General features: G+C 42.0%; 13 protein-coding genes. 5 read left to right on the forward strand and 8 right to left on the reverse strand.

From position 1 onward, the window contains the following. Position 1: 1 nt before the first annotated feature. Positions 2-1,210: an efflux RND transporter periplasmic adaptor subunit gene (locus WH214_RS05035; RefSeq protein ID WP_339422917.1), complete on the reverse strand. Its 1,209-nt coding sequence runs from the start codon at positions 1,208-1,210 to the stop codon at positions 2-4. A 296-nt stretch (positions 1,211-1,506) separates the two neighbouring features. Here WH214_RS05035 and WH214_RS05040 point away from each other — a divergent pair, with 296 nt between their 5' ends. The 3 genes from WH214_RS05040 to WH214_RS05050 all read left to right on the forward strand — a co-directional run bounded on the left by WH214_RS05040 (position 1,507) and on the right by WH214_RS05050 (position 5,594). Further along, entirely contained in the window at positions 1,507-2,022 is a 516-nt protein-coding gene (locus tag WH214_RS05040) for a sigma-70 family RNA polymerase sigma factor (RefSeq protein ID WP_336957427.1), read from the forward strand. A gap of 20 nt (positions 2,023-2,042) precedes the next feature. Further along, a complete protein-coding gene (locus WH214_RS05045; protein ID WP_336957429.1) occupies positions 2,043-2,999 on the forward strand; it encodes a FecR family protein in 957 nt (318 codons plus the stop codon). 66 nt (positions 3,000-3,065) lie between these two features. After that, positions 3,066-5,594 carry a TonB-dependent siderophore receptor gene (locus WH214_RS05050; RefSeq protein ID WP_339422918.1) on the forward strand — a complete coding sequence of 843 codons (2,529 nt, stop codon included), beginning with the start codon at positions 3,066-3,068 and terminating at the stop codon, positions 5,592-5,594. Positions 5,595-5,718: 124 nt separating this feature from the next. Here WH214_RS05050 and WH214_RS05055 read toward each other — a convergent pair whose 3' ends face one another. Both WH214_RS05055 and WH214_RS05060 read right to left on the reverse strand, forming a co-directional pair. After that, on the reverse strand, positions 5,719-6,306 hold the full coding sequence (locus WH214_RS05055) for a GNAT family N-acetyltransferase (RefSeq protein WP_339422919.1): 588 nt from the start codon (positions 6,304-6,306) through the stop codon (positions 5,719-5,721). Positions 6,307-6,351: 45 nt separating this feature from the next. Next, positions 6,352-6,996 (reverse strand): FMN-binding negative transcriptional regulator, encoded by a 645-nt coding sequence (locus tag WH214_RS05060; RefSeq protein WP_336957432.1) that lies wholly within the window; start codon positions 6,994-6,996, stop codon positions 6,352-6,354. Positions 6,997-7,105: 109 nt separating this feature from the next. On the opposite strand from WH214_RS05060, the gene pdxR reads away from it, so the two are divergent. Next, on the forward strand, positions 7,106-8,608 hold the full coding sequence (pdxR, locus tag WH214_RS05065) for a MocR-like pyridoxine biosynthesis transcription factor PdxR (protein WP_339422920.1): 1,503 nt from the start codon (positions 7,106-7,108) through the stop codon (positions 8,606-8,608). Between the two features lie 173 nt (positions 8,609-8,781). Continuing rightward, complete coding sequence (yddG, locus tag WH214_RS05070) at positions 8,782-9,666, forward strand: aromatic amino acid DMT transporter YddG (protein WP_339422921.1); 885 nt, start codon at positions 8,782-8,784, stop codon at positions 9,664-9,666. A gap of 135 nt (positions 9,667-9,801) precedes the next feature. Here the strand turns inward: yddG and WH214_RS05075 are convergent, their stop codons facing one another. From WH214_RS05075 to WH214_RS05095, 5 genes are all read right to left on the reverse strand, one after another. Next, on the reverse strand, positions 9,802-10,989 hold the full coding sequence (locus WH214_RS05075) for an HlyD family efflux transporter periplasmic adaptor subunit (RefSeq protein ID WP_339400736.1): 1,188 nt from the start codon (positions 10,987-10,989) through the stop codon (positions 9,802-9,804). Next, complete coding sequence (locus WH214_RS05080) at positions 10,986-13,121, reverse strand: type I secretion system permease/ATPase (protein ID WP_339400737.1); 2,136 nt, start codon at positions 13,119-13,121, stop codon at positions 10,986-10,988. Before WH214_RS05080 ends, WH214_RS05075 begins: the two co-directional genes overlap by 4 nt. After that, positions 13,118-14,722 carry a TolC family protein gene (locus WH214_RS05085; protein WP_339400738.1) on the reverse strand — a complete coding sequence of 535 codons (1,605 nt, stop codon included), beginning with the start codon at positions 14,720-14,722 and terminating at the stop codon, positions 13,118-13,120. The genes WH214_RS05080 and WH214_RS05085 overlap by 4 nt, the downstream gene beginning before the upstream one ends. Next, positions 14,719-15,804 carry a tetratricopeptide repeat-containing glycosyltransferase gene (locus WH214_RS05090; RefSeq protein ID WP_339400739.1) on the reverse strand — a complete coding sequence of 362 codons (1,086 nt, stop codon included), beginning with the start codon at positions 15,802-15,804 and terminating at the stop codon, positions 14,719-14,721. The genes WH214_RS05085 and WH214_RS05090 overlap by 4 nt, the downstream gene beginning before the upstream one ends. 91 nt (positions 15,805-15,895) lie before the next feature. After that, positions 15,896-21,471: beta strand repeat-containing protein (locus WH214_RS05095; RefSeq protein ID WP_339992957.1), on the reverse strand; the 5,576-nt coding region annotated here is incomplete at its 5' end.

The following is a 21,471-nucleotide window of genomic DNA, read 5'->3' on the forward strand; positions in this document are numbered from 1 at the left end:
CTTATCCAACAGCAGGTTTTGATGTGGCCATGGCTTGAGGTTGATCCGAGACAATTTGAACTTCTTTGCCTTCTGCAAGGCGATCAATCCCTTCTAAAACCACCTGCTCCGTACCGTTTAAGCCTGTTAAAACTTGAATCTGCCCATTAGAACTTAAACCCAGAGTGAGCATCCGAATTTCTGCTTTTTTCTGCGAATTGACGATATACACATAGGTGCCTTTGGCCCCATGTTGCACGGCATCACTCGGAATACTGATGGCATCTTGAACGGTATGCGCATTTAAACGAACATTAACAAACTGATTGGGAAATAAAACATCATCACGATTATCAAAAATGGCCTTGATCTTTAATGTGCCTGTATTGGCGTCAATCTGGTTATCCAAAGCTTGTACATGCCCAACCGCAAGTTGCTTTTGTTCTGCTTTATCCCATGCCTTAACTGGTATTTGATGTCCCTGTTTCATGTTGTTACGCAAATGAGCTAGATCATGTTCCGCAACTGAAAACTGTACATAAATGGGGTGAACTTGGGTGATGCTGACCAAACCTGTCGTGTCATTGGCCTGAATTAAATTACCTGCATCTTTCTGCTGAAAACCAACTCGACCATTAATCGGTGAATAAATTTTGGTATAAGACAATTGTAATTTGGCTGCATCTACCTGTGCACGATTGGCCTGTATTTGCCCTTTCAACTGATTGACTAAAGCGTGCTGTTGCTCAACTTGTTGTTTAGCAATTGAGTCTTGCTTAAACAGCAGTTGATAACGTGCTAACTCCGTTTCTGCATTTCTTAATTGAGCTAAGTTTTGCTGTTGTGTCCCCTCTGCTTGTGCCAGAGCTACCTGAAATGGTGCAGGGTCAACTTGAGCAAGAAGTTGCCCTTTCTGGACAGTCTGACCTTCTTTAAAATAAATCTGCTTGAGAACGCCTGAGACCTGAGTTTGCACATTCACTGTATGGGTCGGAACAACTGTACCGATGGCTTTAATTTCCACCTGTAAGTCTTGTCGATGTACAGGAACGATACGTACAGGCACAGGTTTATCCCATTGACTATATTCTTCGCTAGGTTGAGACATAGCTTTTTTCCAATACAGCCCTCCCATGCCTAACAATAAAATGACAATGATGAATCCAATCCAAAGTGTTCGACGATAAAGAAAATGTTTTGTTGGGTTGTTATTGTTCAATGGCTCACTCATTACATTTCCTATTCATTACAAAAAATTCTCGCCCAACACATACTGTTCAAAATCGGAAGATCCATACAATTTTTTAAAATTTGATCAAATTAAGTATTTAAAAAATTGAAACTTCCTATCCCAAATCACGCATATCTATTAATAAGACGGATGAAAACAAAAAACAGCTCACGCTAAATGTTGCTATTTGTAATTGCATTTAATAATGATTATCATTAATATTCAACCTTTCATTTCTTTATCCCACTTTTACTGCTGAGATTCAGGATATTGTTCTAGGGTCATGAGTTAAAAATATGAACTTAAATGTCCAAAAAAAATTGTGGTTTAGTCATCTCTACAACACCCATCAAACAACCTTGTTGTCATGGTTCAAACACAAACTGCAACACCACCATCAGTCTGAAGACCTGAGTCAGGAAGTGTTTTATCGTGCTCTGAAAAGTGAATATTGTTTTGAAAAAATTAAAGAGCCTCAAGCATGGCTCATAGGTATTGCTAAACATGTGATCATTGATCACTGGCGGCATCAGCATGTTGAAAGGTTGTATTTAGATGCGTTGGCACAGCTACCAGAAAACTACTACCCTTCGGCAGAACATGAGGTGTGCATTCGAGAAACCTTATATCAGGTTCATCGTATGCTTGAGAAACTACCGACACGTACATCTCAAGTCTTTTTGTTGTCTCAGTTAGATGGTCTGACCTATCGAGTGATTAGCGAAAAGCTGAATATTTCTGAAGCAACAGTAAAAAGAGATATGAAGCAGGCTTTTTTAGCCTGTATAAGTCTTTATAATCCAACCGACTAATCGATTTCCTTACAACTGCTATGTCACAGCCTTCCCCCCTTCCTGAAAGTATCTTAGATGCAGCCGCTGATTGGCTAGTGCTGATTCATTCTGGGGAAATCACCGAAATACAACTACAGCAATTTGAGCAATGGAAGTCTGAAAGTAAGGAACATGCTTTAGCTATTTCACAAATCGAACGTTTTACTCAAGGTTTATCTGGTTTACCTTCCTCTTTCCAACCTGATGCATTAGTAGAGTCTAAGCAAAAATTTAATACTTCTTTAAAACACAATATGCTGTTTGGGCTATCAGGCTTTTTAGTCCTTGGTTTAAGTGCATATAGTATGCCTTGGGCAAAGTGGCAAGCCGACTACCATACCCAAGTGGGTGAAATTAAAACAGTGCCTTTAGCAGATGGTACGAAGCTGATTTTAGCCAGTAACAGTTATGTGAATGTCGACTTTTCAAAACAAACTCGGCAAATTGAATTAGTGGAAGGCGAAATTTATATTCAGACGGCAAAAGATCCGCAGCATCGTCCATTTATGGTCACTACTCAAGATGGCAAAATTGAAGCACTGGGTACGCAATTTACCGTTCGCCAAGAAGACCGACATCGCACTAAAGTTAAAGTTTATGAACACTCAGTAGCTTTATACCCTGCTGAAACAACTACACGAAAACTTTTACAGCAAGGCCAACGTACCAGTTTTGATGCCAGCTCAATTTCAGTCATCAACCCGCTTCAAAATGACCAACCCTATTGGACACAACATTTACTGGTTGTAGAACAATGGCCACTTAAAAAAGTATTGGATGAATTGTATCGTTATCAAAATGGAACTTATTTTATCGATCCTGAGTTAGAAAAAGTTCGTGTTTCAGGGGTATTTTCATTAAAAAACCCAAAGCAAAGTCTAGAGAACTTGGCCTATACCCATCAGCTTGAATTGGATTATTACAGTGCTTATTTATTAAAAATAAAAAAAAGATAAAAATTTGACCCTTTTTTTGAGCTGACTCGACTTATACAGAAATACACTCCCAGTCGAGAACACCGCATGAAGGATTATCAGGCAAAAAGTAGATTAGCGATGGCTATTCGCGCAGTTTTATGGGGCATGCCACTGATGGCAGGAAGCTTCGCTACTACTGTTGTTTATGCTGCCACAACGTATCCTGTGAATATTACTCAACTCCCTTTAGATGAGGCGCTAAAACAACTCGCAATCCAAACAGGGACAACCATCAGCTATGACTCAAAGGCTCTTTCAAATTTGCAAGCGAAGTCGCTGAAAGGTAATTATGCAGTCGATCAAGCGTTGGCTGCATTATTACAACCTCATGCTTTGCTTGCAGTAAAAGTCAACAATGGCGGCTATAGTATTCAATCAAGACAACGAGCTCAAGTTCAAACAAGAGAAGTTCAACTTGAAGCCATTCATAGTCAAGCCAATAACGCTTCAGGTGCAAACAGTAGTCAAGTGACCAGTGCAGATGGAACTGCTCAACTGGAAACTATTTCTTTAAAAGCAAACTCAGGCAATAACTTAACAACTGAAGGCTCCGGTTCTTATGCAGCCAAAGCCACCACTGCCTCGACGGGTTTGGCACTTTCACTCAAAGAGACGCCACAATTGGTGAGTGTTATTACCCGCCAACAAATGGAAGATCAAAACCTGACGCAATTGACCGATGTTGTTTCACAGGCCGCAGGTTTAACCATTAACCAAAGCGGCAACATCGGCAGTGATAATTCGCCTATTTATGCACGTGGTCAAACGGTTGATAACTATTTGCTCGATGGCGTAAAGCTGATGAGTTCATATAGTAGTATTTTCCAAAGTCAGGACACTGCTTTATTTGACCGTGTTGAGGTGGTACGTGGTGCCAATGGTTTAATGACAGGTGCAGGCTCTGCCAGTGCAAGTATTAATATGGTACGTAAGAAACCCTTACAAGACTTTAAAGCCTCTGTCAGCGCTAGCGCAGGTTCATGGGACACCTATCGTACCGATGTCGATGCCTCATCTCCATTAAACCAAGCAGGCACGATTCGTGGACGTACCGTTTTAGCCTATCAAACGGGTGACTCTTATATCGACCGCTATAGTGAAGAACGTAAAATTGCCTATGGTGTTGTTGAGGCAGACCTCACAGAAAAAACCAAAGCCAGTTTAGGTGTCAGCTACCAACAGATGGATATTTCAGGTATTGCCCGTGGTGGTTTACCTTCATTTTATACCGATGGTACTTCAATTGATTGGTCACGCTCGGACTCAAATGCTGCTGATTGGACCTACTCAAATCGTACAACAACTGCATATTTTGCTGATATTGAACACCAATTTAACCAACGTTGGAAACTTAAAGGTGTTGCCTCAAGAACCATTACCGCTTCTGATGAAGTGGTTGGTTATGTCTATTCAGGTGGTATTGATAAGCAAACAGGCGCAGGAGCTATGATTTATGCAACTCGCTGGGATTATGAACCCACTCAAGACCTGTTTAACTTAACTTTAAATGGCTCGTTTGACTTATTTAACCAAACCCATGAAATGGTTTTAGGCACCACCTACACCACAAGTAAAAATAAACGTCCAACCTATTCAAGCTGGAATAATAACTACGCATGGGATGGGGAACTAGATAACATCTTTGCATGGGATGGGCGTAACCCCACTCGCCCTGAAACAATGATTGGTGGATGGTACAGTAATGATGAGAAAAGCCAATCTGTATTTGGTGCAGTACGTCTGAAACTCGCAGATCCACTAGCGATGATTTTAGGGACACGCGTAGAAAATTGGCAACGTACAGATAAAGACTACACTAACTCAAATCAAGAACTCGTGACCTCAAAACGTGAAGAAAAAAATAAATTCATTCCTTATGTGGGCATTACTTATGACTTAACAGAGCAATGGACAAGTTATGCAAGTTATACCAATATTTTCTTACCACAAGACAAGCAAACCATCACAGGTAGCTATATCGACCCACTGGTAGGAAATAGCACAGAGCTGGGGATTAAAGGTGAATTCTTTGATAACCAACTAAACTTCGGTGCTGCCATTTATCAAACCCAAGAAGACAATAAAAGCATTGCAATAGAAGGGAAAACTGCACCAAATGGCTCTCAAGCATACCGTACAGAATCTGGGACAAAAAGCCGAGGTTTTGAGTTAGAAACTACAGGTAAACTGACGGACACTTGGCAGCTCTCCGCCAGTTTTTCTCGAAATCTCTCTCAGGACAAAGATGGTAAAAACTTAAATACAAGTATCCCAAACAATACAGCCAAATTATTTACCACTTATACCCTACCTTATCTCAATGAAGCTTTAACAGTAGGCGGTGGGCTACGCTGGCAAAGTGAAATTTATCAAGATGGCGGACCGAATGGTGCTCGATTCACACAAGACAGCTATGCATTGGTTGACTTGATGGCGCGTTATAAGATCAATGAAAATCTGTTAGTGAATTTCAATTTAAATAACCTGTTTAATGAGAAATATCATCTATCGACCACCAACAGTTATTATGGAGCACCGACCAACTTTAGAGTGGGTCTGAAGTACGACTGGTGAATTTGAGTCTAATATCAGTGATCATTTAGTTGTACATCTGTGGCATTATTTTCATATTAAAATAATGCCACTTTTTTATACATTACTTTTCTCAGCTAAAAGGAATCAGATCGGCAGAACATGATTACTTGCTCAAGAGTGCTCTCAAATGCTGCTGCACCGCAGGCCATTCACTTTTCAAGATACTGTACACATATGTATCTCTTAAAATATCGTTCTGCACAATTTGATGGCTTCTAAGTACCCCATCTAATTTGGCTCCCAAACGTTCAATCGCAGCCCGACTTTTAAAATTAAAAGAAGACGTACGGAACTCAACCGCAATACAATTCAAAGTATCAAATGCATGCGAAAGTAGAAGATTTTTACACTCCGTATTGACATAACTACGCTGCGCGGACTGGCTATACCATGTTGAGCCAATTTCAACACGGCGGTGCTCGGCTTCGATATTCATAAAAGTCGTCATCCCTAACAGCCTACCACTGTCTCGTTCTTCCACCGTAAATGGCAACATACTCCCCATCTGCTGTAAATCTAGGCGGCGTTGAATTTCCGCCGTCATCTGCTCAGGTGAAGGAATGCGGGTATACCACAATTTCCATAACTCGCCATCACGCACTGCATCACACAGTGCTGATGCATGTTCAAACTCAAGCGGTTTTAATATAATTCTCTCACCCTGTAAAACCATAGGTTTTAAGCACTGCATGGCTCACTCCTTATATTTCAATTCGTTAAGTTGGATCATCTGTGGCTAGATCGAGTTGATTTTTGATCCGGCAATCAAATGCATTGCATCGGCTATCTCAAGCTGTCCCGTTTTTGTCAGTACATTCGCCACACCGAGAACATCTCGATGCTCTTTGTTTTGGCCGAGTTTCGATTTGCCTTGCAATTCAGTAATTTCAATCTCAATCCCCACAATTGCTTTTAGCATGGGTTCAAGATAGTCCTTCGGGGCATCCGACATTTTCCATGGCTCTGGCTGCGCCGCTTCATGGGTTCGTGTCAAACGTGCCACCACACCACGCACATAACGTACATCATCCCGAATAGCCACACGACCATAAGCATGTACCACTCGATAATTCCATGTCGGTACTTGCTGATGATGCTCTTGTTTACTGGGATACCACTGCGGTGATATATACGCGTCCCCAGCTCGAAAGACCACCAACACTTCATCGCCATTCTTCAGGTCTTGCCAAACAGGATTATTTCGAGTGACATGGGCATGCAATATGCCAAATTCAGTATTATCGGCTTGTAACTCAAAGGGTAAGTGATTTGCATCTAAACCACTGATCCCATGTGTAAATAAAATACCCAATGGATAATTCTGTATGAGCTGATGTAGCTCATCTATTTGAGTCACTTCAAAATCTGCTGGAATATACACGAGACAACCTCCTTAAACTCACTGTTGCTATATTTGTTGTTGTAAATTTTCAGGTTTAATTGGATTATTCAAAAGTACCAGTTTGTATTACTTTGAGTAGACCAGAATTATGGCAAGAATGGCAAAAGTTGTAGAGCTCCCCTCTATCGCAAAACTCAATAAAATGCAGGGACAAATAGCCGCCCAACTGATTCAAGCCTTGCGACAAGCAGTACAAAATGGTGATTTACAAGCAGGCGATCCCTTACCTTCATCGCGAGAATTGGCGATGACATTAAGTGTTTCGCGTGGCACCATCATTGAAGCGTATGATCAACTCTTAGCTGAAGGGGTTTTAGAGGCACGTGCGCGTCAAGGTACTTTCGTTTCAGATGCCTTATTGCATTCAAAGCATCAGCAAACTCAGGAGCGGAGAAATACTCAGCCTACTCACGTTCAGCTAACACCCGCAGCTCAGGCCTATGCTGAAGTATTGCAAGAATTTAAACCGCTTCCCCATCTTCCTTTTGCAGTCTCTGTACCTGTTGGGCGCACCCAACCGAATGATATTTGGAGAAAATTTGGCAACCGCTATCGTGCTCGAGGAGTAGGAGCACCCTCTGGCTATGATGACCCACAAGGTGTATTTTCCTTACGAGTTGCGATTGCTGACTATGTACGACGCTCTCGCTCTGTACACTGTGAACCTGAGCAAATTGTGATAACTAGTGGCATCCAACAAGCTCTATATATCTGTAGTCAAATTCTGTTTAAAGCACAAGACCAAGTTTGGGTCGAAGACCCTGCCTACCGAGGTACAACCGCACTACTAGAAAACTCAATACAACCCTTACACATTGTTCGTGTTCCCGTGGATGAAGAAGGAATTCAAGTCGATACAGGTATAAACCTCGCGCCAAATGCCCGTGCTGCCTTTGTAACTCCTTCTCATCAATACCCAATTGGCATGCCGATGAGTTTATCTAGACGCACAGCATTGCTCACGTGGGCCAAACAGCAAAGCGCTTGGATTATTGAAGACGATTATGACAGTGAACTGCGCTACAGTGGCCAGCCTTTTCCTGCCTTGCAAGGGTTAGCACCTGAACAAGTCATCTATCTGGGGACATTTAGCAAAGTGCTGTTCCCATCACTGCGACTCGGCTATGCTGTACTGCCCAAAGCGTTGGTCGCCCCTTTTTGTGGATTGCGTGTTTTGATCGACCGTCATCCTCCCTCTGCTGATCAGCATGTTTTGGCTGCCTTTATTCAAGAAGGTTATTTAGAACGTCATATTCGACGGATTCGTAATGTCTATGCAGAGAACCGTCGATATTTAATTGACATGATTGAACGTTATATTCCAAAACACTTAGGCTATTTACAAGGTGGAGATCAAGGCATGCATATGGTGCTATGGCTTGCAGATTACATGGATGATCGGAAAATCGCTCAAGCTGTACTCGATGCTGGTATTGCGATTAAAGCAGTTTCCTCGACCTTTTCCTTGGAACGTAAACGCTCTGGTTTAGTGCTTGGTTTAGGAGATTTTGAGTTGATACAAATGGAGTGTGCTATACAAAGCTTGGCAAGAATTCTCAAGCAGCATGAGCAGCCTCTTGAGGTGGAGTAAATTCACGTGATTCATTATCAGGTTTATAAGCGACTGGCCACCATTTGTCCGTATAATGTCGGCGGCACTCAGTAGCCTGAAAAATTGCACTGTAAATCTGTTTTAAAACCCAACAATGGAAATGCTAAACATAATTTACAAATTAAATTAATATGTTAAAGACTACAAACAAAATGAACGCGACGAAAGCAACATGGATTGGTCTGGCTGCCATTGTATTATGGAGTTTAATTATTGCTCTGATTAAAGAGGTGAGCAACAGCTTTGGAGCGATTGGGGGAGCCGCCCTCATTTACTCATTGGCCTCTGTTTTTTTGTTGCTCTTATTTGGTTGGCCTCGGTTAAAAGACTTTCCTCTTCCCTATCTGGCTTGGGGTAGCTTGCTATTTGTCTCTTATGAAATTTGCCTTGCTCTGTCCATTGGTTACTCAACCAGTAGTCGACAAGCCATCGAAGTTGGTATGGTGAACTACCTGTGGCCGACCTTTACCATCATTTTTGCGATTGTATTTAATAAACAAAAAGCCAATTTTCTGATCATACCCGGCTTTTTTATCTCGCTGGTGGGAATTTGTTGGGTGCTGGGCAGTGATCAAGGATTAAGCTTTAAAGGCATTCTCAGCAATGTGCAAAATAACCCTTTAAGCTATGGCTTAGCATTGCTCGGCACTGTACTTTGGGCGTCTTATTGCACCCTCACCGCAAAAATGGCGAATGGTAAAAATGGGGTGACACTCTTTTTCATTTTAGTTTCAATTGTGCTGTGGGTTAAATGGTTGTTGTTAGGTGAAAGCACTTTGAGTTTTGAACTGCAACCCACCATTTATTTAGTCCTCGCAGCCTTTGCAATGGGTATGGGCTATGGCGCATGGAATATTGGTATATTGCATGGCAATGTCACGCTATTGGCTGCCGCATCATATTTTATTCCTGTGCTTTCTGCTGTGGTTTCTGCCGTCATTTTAAGTACGCATTTAACTTTCAGTTTTTGGCAAGGCGCATTGATGGTCTGTCTTGGTGCTCTACTCTGTTGGGTTTCGACCAAAACCAAAGCTTAAATGATTCAAAACAGAGTCTATTTCAGGCAAATTTTCAGCTCTTATTCTTATTTAAAACCAGCAACTTAATAAAAAAGCCAATGCATGTGATGTCATCATTGGCTTTTTTATTGTTTTAAACAAAGTAGATGGATATTAGCGTTCACGCAGTGCTTCTTTGGCTTTGTTAAACGGTTTAATTAAATAGTCCAACACTGTCTTATGCCCTGTTTTAATATCCACGACTGCCACCATACCCGGTGTAATATTAAATTGTTTACCCTGCTTATTGATGAGTTTGTCAGAGTCTGTACGGATATAAGCACGGTAATAGAACTGATCTTGTTTGACTTCATCTCGTATTGTATCTGGTGAAATGACCGTCACTTTTCCATGCAAACCGCCATAAATTGAATAATCATAGGCGGTCACTTTCACCAAAGCATCTTGATCTGGCCGGATAAAAGCAATATCGCGTGGCGATATGCGGGCCTCAATTAAAAGCTGTTCATCTAAAGGAACGATGGTCATCAATTTTCCATTCTGTGGAATAACCCCACCAATGGTCATGACATCAATTTCTTTGACAATGCCCCGTACAGGTGACTTAAAAACAGTGCGCTGTAAGGTATCCGTTTTGCCTTTAATTACCTGTGCTTGAGTTTCAATATCAATATTTGCTTTGGCCAATTCTTCCCGTGCTTTAACATAATATTGATTGCGGATATCGTTCATCTGATTTCGAAGGTCATTGGCCTCTCGTTTCAAACGAAGTACCTCTACTTCACTGGCTGCCCCTTTTGCGACAAGAGGTTCTGTCATCGCAAGTTCCTGTTCCACCAAAACCAAAGCCTGACTTAAGCCAGATATCGAATCATTTAAATTTGAACGGCGAGATTGATATAATGCAGTTTCTTCACTAACTAGCTTCGGAATTTTTAGCACATCTTCTGGAAACACCAAGGGAGTAGCGTTGACCTCCGCACGAAGTCGTGCAGCAGTCGCTTTTGACGCAATTAAGAGTGACTCGGACTCACCTACATTTGAAGCAAAACGCGTTGGATCAAGCTGTGCTAGAACTTGTCCTTGCTTTACAATTTCCCCTTCACTGACATACAGCTTGGTTAATATGCCACCTTCTAAAGATTGAATCGACTGTTCTTTAGAAGATGGAATCACTTTGCCTGTACCCGTAGAGACTTCTTCTAATTCAAAAAACCATGCCCAAGCCAACAGAACAAGTAATCCAATACAAATCATCCAGATGAACTTGCTAACACTGGGTAAAGGCGGTTGGAAATTAAGAGCAGAAACGCTTTTTTGACCAGACTCCGTTTGACTCATGACTTCAGCACCTCAGTAGTTTTTTGTTGTTTTGATTGATTTAGAATCTGATCTCGTGGTCCATCCATCACGATCTTTCCATCATTCACCACAATAATCCGATCAACAAGTTCTAAGACCGCACGACGATGAGTTGCAATAATCATGGTTTTTGGTCTTAACCATTGTTTCAAATGACCAATTAATTGTTTTTCTGTGACTTCATCTAAAAATGACGTCGGTTCATCGAGCAGTAAAATATTCGGCTGACAAATCAATAAGCGTGCCATTAACAAGGCCTGACGTTGTCCACCTGAAAACCCAGTACCGCCTTCTAAAATTTGAAAATCGAGTCCTTCCTTTTTAGCTTGGATAAAATCGAGTGCGCCTGTAATTTTTAAGACATTTAAAATTTCTTGATCACTGGCCAAAGGTGCACCCAGCGTCAAATTCTCTCGAACTGTACCAAAAAAGAGATGTGCATTTTGATTGAGCAACCCCATATCCCTTCTTACATCTGCAGGATCAATCAGTCTTAATTCAAGCCCATCGAGTTTAATCTTGCCTTGTGTGGGTTCTTGCATCCCCGATAACAACTGCAAAAGGGTCGATTTACCTGCACCATTTCGTCCAAGAATTGCTATCTTCTCACTAGGTCTTATGACTAATTTAGCAATGTGTAAGTTGGGTTTTTCATCTCCATCGCTGTATTTAAAGCTAACATCTGTTAAATCATAATCACCATTGATCACAGGACGATGAATTAAATGCGCCCGATCGGGTTGATCAACCGTTCGTTTCATCAATTCATCTAGACCTGTTTTTGCAACTTTTGCCTGTTGGAAACGGCCAAGTACACCTGTGATTTGTGCTATAGGTCCAAGCATGCGAGAAGACAGCATTGAACATGCCACCAATGCCCCCGTTGTCATTTCACCTTTCATGACCGCAAAACAACCCACTAACACGACAACAGCAAAGGTCAACCCTTGAATCTTCTGCGTCCATGCATTCAAAACACCCACCAACTTTCTCTGACGCATAGAAATATCCGCAGAAATTTCATTCATTCGGTTCCATTGATTTTGAAACCGAGACTCAGCTCTAAGCAGTTTTATATCTTCAATACCCTGTACCACTTCAACGAGCATGGCATTACGAATCGCACCCTCACGCATACCTTCTTTAGCCAGTTTTGCTAAAGGCTTTTGAATCAGTAGACCTGGTAAAATCATCAGGGGGACAACCACGAGCATGACCCAAAACAGATTGCCGCCAATGAGCCAAAAAATAACTAAGAACATTAAGAAAAAAGGTAAGTCGGCAATTGCTGAAATGGTGGTTGAAGTGACTAGTTCACGAACCCCTTCTAATTCTCTAATTTGAGAAATAAATGTCCCCGTGGATTTTGAGCGTTCTTTATTTTTAATGCGTAAAGCATGACCAAATACCCGATCCGATATTTTTAAATCTGCTCTTTTACCAATAATGTCCGATAAAAAAACCCGTGCAACGCGTATCGAAAACTCAAAAATTGCCGCAATTAATACTCCACCTGCCAGCACCCACAACGTTGGGATTGACTGTGCTGGAATGACACGGTCATAGACATTCATAGAAAATACGACGGTTGCTAATGCAAGGATATTCGCCATTAAAGAGGCAAACATAATGTCTATATAACGTTTCCAGTCTTGTAATACGATGCCCCAAAACCAACTGGCTTCATAAGGCTTGATGTATTCATCAACCCGGACATCACTCACCGATTTTTCAGGTCGAATGATATAAACAAAGCGAATATGTTCTTGTAGTTTCGTAATGGTATAGGTTTGTGTAAGCCCTTCGTCAGCACTGAACTGGATGCTGATATTGCCATCTGAATCGGCTTTTTCAATTACAGCGACTTGTCCATCTGATAACTCGACAACGACAGGTAACAACCATGGGTTGAGTAAATCTTGACTGAATGGTACTTGACGTAGACTCATCCCCAGTTGACGGGTCATGAGTGTCAGAGTCTCTGTGATAGAATCACTTTGATTCCAGTTGAGTTGTAAACGAATTTGTTCTTCTGATGTTTCGATACGATAATGCTTTGCAATACGAAGCACTGCTTTTAGCCATGGTTGGTAATTCAATGAACTGCTCATGACACCACCTCAAACCCCTGAATAGGCGTATTATTTAACTGATAAACCGCTCTACTACGTCCAGTAATTTCAATGTATCGAATCAGTGCCGCATAAATATCATAGCGCGCAGCCTCAATTTCCTGAGCTGCGCCATGTATTGCTTGTTCTGCATTGAGCAAGTCAACAACAGTTCGTGTGCCTAATTTATATTGTTCTTGATAAAGTTCTTTGGTTCGTTTTGTGGTTTCACGTCGTTGAGCAAGAACCACCATTTGCTTTTGCTTACTTTCCACTTCTGTCTGAATCAAACGAGTTTGATCCAATACATCTAAATAAACAGTACTGACTTGTGCTTTAGCCGCTTCCTCTGCATAGCTAGCAGCACGGTTTCTCGCACTAATTGCACCACCTTGAAAAAAGGTGCTTGAAGCTTCAAGCATGATAGAATTATAAAAACCATCATCTTCGTTATTATTTGGATTGCGCCCATTTACCGCCTGACTCAGGCTGCCTTTAATATTTAACGTTGGATAGACATTTAATTTAGTTTGTTGCTTCTGAAATTTCGCAATTTGAACTGCCGTTTGCGCTGCCATCATTTTTGAAACGTTATTAAAATCAATTTCATCGTATAACCCTGCTTTTTCAACTAAAAAACTTGGCATATTTACATTGGTACTTGAAACGTCGTAGCCCAATAAAGTTCTTAGTTTTTGTTGATACTGATGCAATTGGGCTTCCTGAACCACCTTGGTCGATTGCGCTGCTTCTAAATTTGACTGCGCTTGAATCGGGTCTGCTTGACTACTGATACCTGCTTGCGCACGTAACCTCGCAATTTCGGCGATACGACCAATACCACTGATTTGTTGATCTGCAATTTTTACAAGCTCTTCATAGCGTTTGATGTTCACAATCGCATTCGCCACTTGATACGAAATATCATCAATTTCAAGTAATAACTCTGCCTGATCTCGCATTAGTTTCGCTTGCTCTACCGTCACGGCGCTTTTAATTTTGCCGAAGTCATACAGCATTTGTGTCGCTGAAATGCTAAAAACTTGTCGGCCACGCTCTCCTGTCGTAAAGTCGCCAGTATTAAATCCTCCTGAAATTTGAGGAAAATACTGTGATTTGACGGTATCAATATTTGCTTGCTGCTGAGCAACTTCCGCAATGCCTTGAGTAATTTCAGGACGACGTTGCAATGCCTGCCGAATCGCATCTAAAAAATCCAGTTGGCTTCTTTTTGTTACAGCGACAGACCTTACACTATGACTTGGCATGCCAGTCATCGCTGCGGCGCTTATTTTTGGTAACTCTTGGACTGACGATGTATTGGTGAATAAACGATTAAAATCATCAATTTTAATCGTATTGGCTTGATCATCAGGTTTAGGCTGCCATATTTGGCTGATTTTACTTTTAACTGAAGATGGTTGCTCTGTATTGGCACTTGCGAATGTCGCAGGAAGCAATAAAGCTAGACTTAAATATAAAGATGAGTGCCAAAGAACAGAACTCTTAAGTTTACATACATGATGCGTTTTTTTTCCAGTAATAGACCATTTGTACTTTAAAATAATTGATTCAGAGCGAATCATTTCCTTTTTTTTCATTTATAAAATTTCTCATTTGCCAACATGCGCACTTGCTGTATCTTTGGGTACTTTTTTTCTGTTAGCAATTTTTGCATGGCTTCTCCGCCTTGCTTTTTATATGTTTTACAATAGGTTGCTGAAACAGCCAACTCATCTAATGCCCGCCATTCATAGACACTAGCATCAACAAATAAACCATCTGCTGGTACAGGAATATCAATTGCCTGAACTGCAAAATAACAAGCTAGATCAAAATCTTTTTTCAATCGGTGGTAACGAGCTAACTCGTAAAGTGGTTCTGCGCGATGTTGCTTAGCAATCCAACTCTTTAAATATTCACGATGTACAACTCCTTCATCCAACCCCAAACGATCAGCCATTTGAGCTGCACGTAGCTGTGCCATCCAACGTTCTTCTTCCCAACCCTCTGCAGCTGCCCGCTTTAAATAGAACTCTCGACTCTTTTCAAACATCCCAGCATCACGATAACTTTGGGCGAGATAAAAAACGTAGCGCAAGTTATCTGGTTCATCTTTTAAACCCTGTTCAAGTAGTGCAATGTCCTTTAAATACGTGTCCTTACTCTGCGCGCGGGCACCGTCATGCTGAACAAAAATATTAAGTCCTTCTAATGTTTGCCAACGATGGAGTTGCTCAGAATGAAGATATTCATGTAATACACCTTTCCAACTCCACCCTAGAGCTGTAGAAATCATGGCATTGCGTCGATAACGCAAAGCGCCATAAATCACTGGAAAATAATAAGCTTTCGCCGTAAGTGCAGGTAAAACAAAATCTTCAGCGGCTTGTAACTGTTCATCCGCATCAATGAATAAGAGATAATCCGCAGCAGGCAGATCTTCTGAGACTGCAAGCTGTAGTGCCTCTGTACGGTTGTACCCAAAATTTTTCCAAGGCCGTTCATATAACTGCCCAGAAATGTCTTTTAAATAGTCTTGAATAATGTCCTGCGTACCATCGGTAGAACCTGTATCTACAATGCACCATGAATCTATCCAAGGTCGAACTGACGCCAAACATCTTAAGATGACATGCGCCTCATTTTTTACAATCATATTTAGGCGAATATGCTTTTTCATTTATTACTTATATCCAATTCATCAAATACATCGAGAAGAGATGCTTTGTGTTTAAGCCCACAAAGCATCCTTTTTATTCATTTCCTTCTGTTTAGAAAATGATTTGATTATTGTCTAACAGTGTTTTGAGTTGATCTTCGGCAGTTGCACCTAAAGAACTAGCCGTAATATTATCTAGCACTAACAGGTCTGATTTGACAGTAAAGTTCGTTCCACTACCATCTCGGTCAATTGCAATCACTGCATGCCCATTTACATCAGTTGTCACAGAGATATAGTTACCTATATTAGTCGCAGTCTGATGTCCATCGAGCAATGCAGAAACATCAATTTTGTCCGCCCCTGCACCGACTGTAAAGTCAGTCCAAGTATCAGTGCCATTACCGCCTCTAGCATCTAAATTATCTAGCAGTTCATATAGCGCTGTGTCATTACCCGCGCCACCAGTGAGTGTGTCATTTCCTGACCCTCCGATCAGCAAGTCATTCCCTGCACCACCAATCAGTGTGTCATCGCCATCGCCACCACGTAACAAGTCATTGCCTGAACCACCTGTAAGTGTGTCATTGCCTGTATAACCATATAAACGCACCCCATCGGTTGCGGTAGATTGGTCTAAAGCATCTACACCTGTCGTACCCTCAAAAATAAACTCACTACCATTGCTGAAGTTATCCAGTAGGTTGATATCAATTAGGCTACCGCCACTCTCCGTTGAGGATGCACCTTGACTATCAATGGCTGTCATTGAAACTGAGTTCAGTACATTTGTAGTTAACAAATTACCTGTAAGCAATGTACCATCTTCCGCATGCATTTCGACTGCTGCTAAAAGCTCATTGATAGCTAAATTGCTAATTGTTCCACCATCTAGTGCCGTAATGATGAGTGTATTGCTATAGCCGAGTAGATTGAGTAAACCACCATCTGTCACTGAGGTCACTTTCAAACCTAACTCAGCAGCCAACTCTGCACTTACGGTAAAGTAAGCACGCGTTAAGCCAACGTTAACTACAGGTTGATAAACCAATTCAACGCGTTGCAAGTTGTTGTTTACATCAACAACCGAATAAGCTTGGCGACTTAGATCAAGCAAGCCCAGCGCATCTACACCAATTAAACCTAAGAGCGTAGATACTTCTAGGCTAATTTCTGGAGCCACGTTATTTGGATCAAAGTCTGGTTGATATTTATTGGCATCCTCTAAACTACCAACTGTTAAATCCACGTTATGCGTATCAGTATCGCCATCGCCATCTTTGACTTCAATGTCGATATTCAGATGATCATCAGTTTTAATTGCATCATAGGTGCCTTGGTCAAGAGTCTGCTCACCAATAACTAGTTTTCCAGACTTGAGTAGGTATGAAATGATCTCTTCTTGACTAGTGAACTGCCCAACAAAGCCTGTTACGCCATCGAGAACAATAACTTGATCTACTCCACCATTCCCTGCAGTGCTGATGTGAATTTCTGTATTGCCTGCTGCTTCAACAAACGATACATAGTCCCCAATGTTGACTGAACTTGTCCCTACTCGGTCTGCATTTGGCAACAACCCAGATAAATCAATAATGTCTCCACCTTGGGCAACTGAACGAATATCAAAATCGATGACTGTATCTCGTGCAGGAGTAACAGTCGTGCCTTGGTCGCCAGACTCCCACTTAAAGACATCACGACCTAGGCCGCCTGTAAGCGTGTCATCACCTTTGCCACCAATAATAATGTCATTACCTGCACCACCATTAATTGTGTCATTTCCAGTACCACCGCGGATAATGTCAGCAAAGTTACTGCCAGTGATAGTGTCATCGCCATCTAAACCAAAGATTTGAACAGACGATGTCGCACCACTTTGGTTAAGATTGGAACCGTTATCTTTAATCACAGTAGTATTCGACTGGATTCCATCACTAAGTAGCCCTAACTGAATCGTTAAATCTTGAGATTCTGGAGCGCTTAGTGCCCCAGCCTGATCTGTTGCTTGTAGATTTAAAGTAGTGAGTAGATTCAAATTTGAACCAAGTAGATCTAACAAACCACCGCCACTATCTGTTGCTTCAACTGTCCCTAATAACTGATTGACAGCTAATGAGTCAATGACACCATTAGCAGTTAGCGACTCAATGACTAAGCTCGCTTTGAAGTTATTATTATAATCACCCGCAACAGCTGTAACTTTTAAACCTAACTCAGTTGCCATCTGAACATCATAATCAAGAACGAGTTTGCCATTTAATACCTCATTCAACAAGTCAGTTAATGGCTTAACAACTGGTGCTACTATCCCTGCAATTAAACCATTTGGATTTGTAATTAACTGATCTATAAGATCTGTAACACCCAAACCCTCCAAGAGATTAGCAACTACATCTCCTAACCCTAAAATATCTCCTGGAATATTTCTTAATCCATCAACAACGCTATTCAACTGCTGTGTAACCAATACATCTAATGCTGAGCTCAAATTAGAGGTTTCATATCCAACATTCACCTTGGTCAAGTTCTCATTGGTATCCGAAACGGAGAACGTCTGTGTTTGTGAAAGATCAATTACGCCCAGTGCATCCGCATTGATAATACCGCCACCAAGTAAGCCACCAGCGCCAGCAATGTTCGCCTCAGGCGCTTCATTGACTGCAAGACCTTGACCTGTAACTTCAACAGTATAATTTCCGGTGTCTAAATTCACCGTAATGGTTTCACCACGAGCAGTGGTAACCACTAAAGACGTATCTGAACCATCCACTACAGTATGTGAGGCAACAACACCTGAGTTACCAAAGTCATTAGGTGTTGTCACTGTCGTACCATCATAAGTAAACTCGATACCTTCAATAGTTACTTTACTGACATGTGCGCCTTCTGAATCGCCACCAAAAGTTTCAACAGCAGAGCCACGGTAAGTTTGCGGTACGCTGATATCGAGCGTATCTGCGCCTTGTATGATTTGCTGTGTTAAGTTAGCTGTGCTATCTGTCGCTGCTGTAGGCACACCATCTACAACGTCTAGTATCAATACATCATGCGCAACACCACCATCGAGAACAGGTACAGTAATTGTGATTTTGTCTGCACCAGCCAATGCATGATCCAAACTATGGTTTTGAACAATCGTATAGTCGCCATTATTATTGATCGTGATACTCAACACTGGCTCAGCAAGACCTGCTACCGTTGCAACAAAAGGACTTGCTGCTGTTCCTGCCCCACTCCAAACCACAGCAACGCCACCCACAGTGAGTACAACTGGGTTACCGACTCCATCAACTGCCGTTACTGGCGCTGAGGTACTGTCCATAGCTAGGCTTATACCTGTTTTAACAGTGCTGCCTGTAACAGGTGGATTTACACCAACTCCTGCAAGTACAGAGTCATTCAGTACTGCTGGAATATCTAGGGTATAAGCCGCATCAGCCGTTGCAGGTGAAGCATTCCCTGCAGCATCTGTAAATACAGCCTCTACAGATACATTTCCTGCACCATCTGCAAACTGACTACCCGGAATACTGGCTGTCCACGTATTGCCCGTTACTATTGCTGGATACTCCGCTCCATTCACAGTAACTATGACTGTTGTAGTGGCTGCATCAGTTGGAATCGTAAGCGTTCCTGTGACCGTGATATTGCCACTCGCCTCGGTTGTGTCAACTACACCATCCACAGCAATAGGTGTATCAATTGAAACAGCACCTCCCACTGGCGCAGCAGTATCTATTTCGAAACTTAATGATGGTGACGAAGTCGAAGTATTTCCGTTGGTGTCAGATACCGTATAAGTAATAACATAATCATTATCAATCCAATCCGCAGCTGGGGTATAACTCCACTCACCATTAGGCTGAACGATAATTGGTGTTCCTGATCCAGTGACTGGCGCCCCATTGACATAAAGATTAATGGTTTCACCTGGAACTCGACCAGTCCCTGTAATTTCAGGACGGCTATCATTGGTCACAGAATTATTGGCAATATTTCCAGTTTGAAGCTCAACATCATCTACTGCTGTTGGTGCAAGTATTGGTGTAGCAGGTGGTAAAACATCGACAACAATGGCATCAGAAATTCGATCTACATTACCCCACTCATCTGTTGCACTAATTTCGATTGGGTTCTGACCTTCACGTACCGAAACATTGACATTTAAAGTTCCATTCGTAACTTCCGTCGGACTCAGAACATATTTGTCACCATTAACGACAACAATATCTCCAACTTGAGCATCGGCTCCTAAAGTAATTTGAATTTGTGTATTGTTTTTACCATTGAGTTCTTGTCCATTCAGCGTGCTGTTGTTATCTAAATCATCAGGGAAATCAATAGACTCCACAACATTACGAGCCGCTCCATCAATCTGTATATCTTTAGATGCATCATCCAACTCGGTCCCTGTATTAGATTTAATATCAACATCTAGCGTCTCAGTTTGTCCTTGCGTTACAGGTACATCTAGAAATTCTACGTATTTTTGATCTATGTCTGCTTGCGTTACTGTATGTTGTACGCCGCCCAAAGAAACAACATCTCCTACGCGGACATCGTCACCAATCTGCACACGAACATCGATTGTACTGCCCAAACCTAGCTCAGTATTATCAATAATGTTATTTCCATTCGTATCACTTATGACATTCACATCACCAATATAGTTCCCATCAGTGACTTCAAAGAATTTAAAGTCTACATCTGTCTGACCATCGCTATTTGAGGCATCAACACGTATAAAATTCAACCCTTCCAATACAGATACAGAAACTTCTATTTCTCCTGCAGCAATATTTTGTTGAGTAAGCACATACGGAGCCCCATTTACTACAATGACATCATTTGCCTTGGCATCTGCACCCAATGCAATCGTTATTGTATTTGGCCCATCTAAAAGCTCGCGTTGACTGAGTTTTCCATTTGCATTTGCATCGGCATTTAAAGTAATGCCTGTAATCAAATCAGCAGATCCACTTACACCTGTAGCACCCGTTTCGCCTGTGGCACCTGTTGCACCAGTTTCACCTGTGGCACCTGTTGCGCCAATTTCACCTGTGGCACCCGTAGATCCTGTAGCACCAGTTTCGCCCGTGGCACCTGTGGCACCCGTTGCACCATCTGCACCTACAAGCCCTGTTTCACCCGTTGCACCTGTTGCGCCAGTTTCACCTGTAGCACCCGTTTCGCCTGTAGCACCTGTAGATCCTGTAGCACCCGTAGATCCAGTAGCGCCAGCCTCACCTTTCAAATATTCAGCCAGGTCTGAAACTGTAGAACCTACTGGTAATTCACCAGCATCAATCAATAATTCTAATACTGATTTACCATCTGCACCTGTGGCACCTGTTGCGCCAGTCGCACCATCTGCACCTTTGAGGTAATCAATCAGATCGTTTGTATCAGAACCCGGTGGTAATTCACCCGCATCAATCAAAAGCTCTAGTGCTGATTTACCATCCGCACCTGTGGCACCTGTTGCGCCAGTCGCACCATCTGTACCGTCTGCGCCTTTGAGGTAATCAATCAGGTCATTCGTATCAGAACCCGGTGGTAATTCACCCGCATCAATCAAAAGCTCTAGTGCTGATTTACCATCCGCACCTGTGGCACCTGTTGCGCCAGTCGCACCATCTGCACCTTTGCGCCAATCAATCAGATCGTTTGTATCAGAACCCGGTG

Origin of the sequence: Acinetobacter sp. MYb191, assembly GCF_037572605.1 — a bacterium.
Lineage (GTDB): Bacteria > Pseudomonadota > Gammaproteobacteria > Pseudomonadales > Moraxellaceae > Acinetobacter > Acinetobacter johnsonii.